Raw genomic sequence first — 2,518 nt, 5'->3', positions numbered from 1 at the left:
TGCCAGCGGCAGCGACCCGGTTGCGGCCGCTGCGCTTGCCGCGGTACAGCGCCGCATCCGCGCAGCGCAGCAGTTCCTCGGTGCTGCGGCCGTGGTCCGGATAGGCGGCCACGCCGATCGACACGGTCACCGGCGGCAGCGCCTGACCCTGGTGCTGCACCTGCAGGTTCGCCACCGCGGCGCGGATCTGCTCGGCGCGGCGCTGCGCCACGTCGGCGGCGGCGCCCGGCAGGATCACCGTGAACTCCTCGCCGCCGTAGCGGCAGGCGATGTCCTCCGGCCGCACCAGCCCGGCCAGCAACTGACCGAACGCGGCCAGCAAGGCATCGCCGCCGGCGTGACCAAGGCGGTCGTTGAGCGCCTTGAAATGGTCCAGATCCAGCATCATCAGCGCCAGCGGCTGCTCACGGCGCTCGCAGCGCGCCAGTTCGCGCACCAGCGATTCTTCCAGGTAGCGGCGGTTGTACAGCCCGGTCAACGGATCGCGGATCGACTGCGTGCGCAGGCGCTGGCGCAACTGCAGGTTGTGCAGCGCCATCGCCAGCTGTTCGGCCACCACCTCGACCAGGGGCAGGCGTTCGAGCACGGCCGGATCGCGGCTGGACAGGTGGATCAGCCCCAGCGGCTCGCCCTGCACCATCATCGGCACGCAGGTGCCATGGCGTGCCACGCCGGCGGCGTGCGCGCAGGCCGGCGCGGCGCCGGGCCGCTGGATCTGGGTGGCGCGGCTGCGCAGGCCTTCGCAGCCGCTCAGCGACAGCGACGGCGCGCACACCGCATCCTCGCCCCAGTGCGCGACACAGACCGCCTGCTCGCCCGCCGCGTCGGTGCAGTACACGCTGCAGCCGGCGTCGCCGAGCAGGCGCTCCAGCGCCTGCCGCGCGACCTCCACCGCCTCGTCCTGCTGCACGCAGCTCTGCAGTCCGCGGCTGCAGCGGTTGAGCGTGCGCAGATCCTGTTCGGTGCGCTGCATCTGCTGCACGGTGCCCACCAGCAGCGCATTGGCATGGTGACCGCGCTGCTCGGCCTGACTGCGGCGGCCGATCTCGCGGCGCAGCAGCAGGTACAGGCCCAGGGTCAGCGCACACACCGTGGGGATGCCGATCACCGCCAGCCGGCGCAGCAGGTCGGCGTTGGCGGCGGTGGAGCGGGCGCTGCTGGCCAGCGCCGCGCGCTCGCTGCGCACCAGGCTGTCGGTGTTGCGCCGGATCGCCTGCGACATCAGACGGCCCTGGCGGGCGCGCTCCGGGTCCGGCTTGCGCATGCCTGCCGCCCTGCCCTGGAAACGGGCCACGGCGAGCGCGCTGTCGCGCATGCGCGCCTCGATCTGCGCCTGGACCTCCTGCAGCCGCTGCTGCTGCGCGGGGTTGCCCTGCAGCAGCGTGGCCAGTTGCTGCAGCCGCGGCGGCAGCGCGCGCTGGCACGCCCGGAAATCGGCCAGGTGTTCGCGGCTGTCCAGCAGCAGGAAGCCGCGCAACGAAGCATCGCAGTCGGCGAGGTTGAGCTGCAGGCCGTTGATTTCGGCAATGACCCGGTGGCTGCGCTGCACTGCGGCAGCATCGGCGAGAAAGCGCTCGCTGCCCACCAGCACGCCGCCGCTGATGCCCAACAGCAGCAGCAGGGCCAGCGGCACGCCATAGCGGTTGATCGTGGTGGAGGGCATGGCGTTGGCCAATGGGAGGAAGGAAGGCCGCGCGCGCCCTGCACTGCGCCGCGCAGTCAAGCGCAGGGAGCCATGCAAGTTTCAGGCCGAACCGCGCGCCGCATCACAGCCAGCCCTTCTGCCGGGCCAGCCGCGCCGCCTCGATGCGGTTGCCGACCCCGAGCTTGCCGATCGCCTCAGACAGGTAGTTGCGCACCGTGCCCGACGACAGCCCCAACTGCGTGGCGATGTCGCCGGCCGAGGCGCCCTCGCCGGCCAGGCGCAGCACCTGGCGCTCGCGGTCGTTGAGCGGGTCGGCCTCGGACCAGGCTTCCAGCGCCAGTTCCGGGTCGATCGCGCGGCCGCCGCGGTGCACCTGGCGGATCGCCTCGATCAGCCGCTGCGGCGGTGCGTCCTTGAGCAGGTAGCCGCCGACCCCGGCGTCCAGGGCGCGGCGCAGGAAGCCGGGGCGGGCGAAGGTGGTGACGATGATGACGCGCACCGGCAGTTGCTGGCGCTGGATGCGCTGGGCCAGCTCCAGGCCGCTGAGGCCGGGCATCTCGATGTCGGTGACCAGCAGGTCCGGCGCATGCGCCTGCAGCGCGCGCCAGGCGGCTTCGCCGTCGGCCGCGCTGGCGACCAGGTCGAGATCCGCTTCCAGGCCCAGCAGTGCGCCCAGCGCACCGCGCACCATTGCCTGGTCCTCCGCCAGCACTAAACGAATCACGGCACCCCCCGGTCCTTGTCGGCCCATTGTAGTGCCCGGGCCGGGCCGGCGCTCAGCCGAGCGCGGCGTCCTGGTCCACCGGGGACTGCATCCGCGCCGCCGGCGCGGCATCCGGCATCGCCGCCTCGACCCGCGGCAACGGCGCGGCA

Annotated in this window: 2 protein-coding genes; both read right to left on the bottom strand. The window is 73.0% G+C overall.

Annotation, left to right across the window (positions count from 1 at the left end; genetic code table 11):
• On the bottom strand, nt 1-1,663 hold a 1,663-nt coding region (locus D588_RS0117655), incomplete at its 3' end, for a diguanylate cyclase (RefSeq protein ID WP_051067886.1).
• 103 nt (nt 1,664-1,766) lie between these two features.
• Nucleotides 1,767-2,369 carry a response regulator transcription factor gene (locus D588_RS0117650; RefSeq protein WP_026143841.1) on the bottom strand — a complete coding sequence of 201 codons (603 nt, stop codon included), beginning with the start codon at nt 2,367-2,369 and terminating at the stop codon, nt 1,767-1,769.
• Nucleotides 2,370-2,518: the final 149 nt, after the last annotated feature.

The sequence above is a fragment of the Xanthomonas sp. SHU 308 genome, assembly GCF_000364645.1.
In the GTDB taxonomy this organism is placed as follows: domain Bacteria; phylum Pseudomonadota; class Gammaproteobacteria; order Xanthomonadales; family Xanthomonadaceae; genus Xanthomonas_A; species Xanthomonas_A sontii.
Note: the sequence above shows the minus strand (reverse complement) of the source record. Positions and strands in the feature narration are given on the sequence as shown.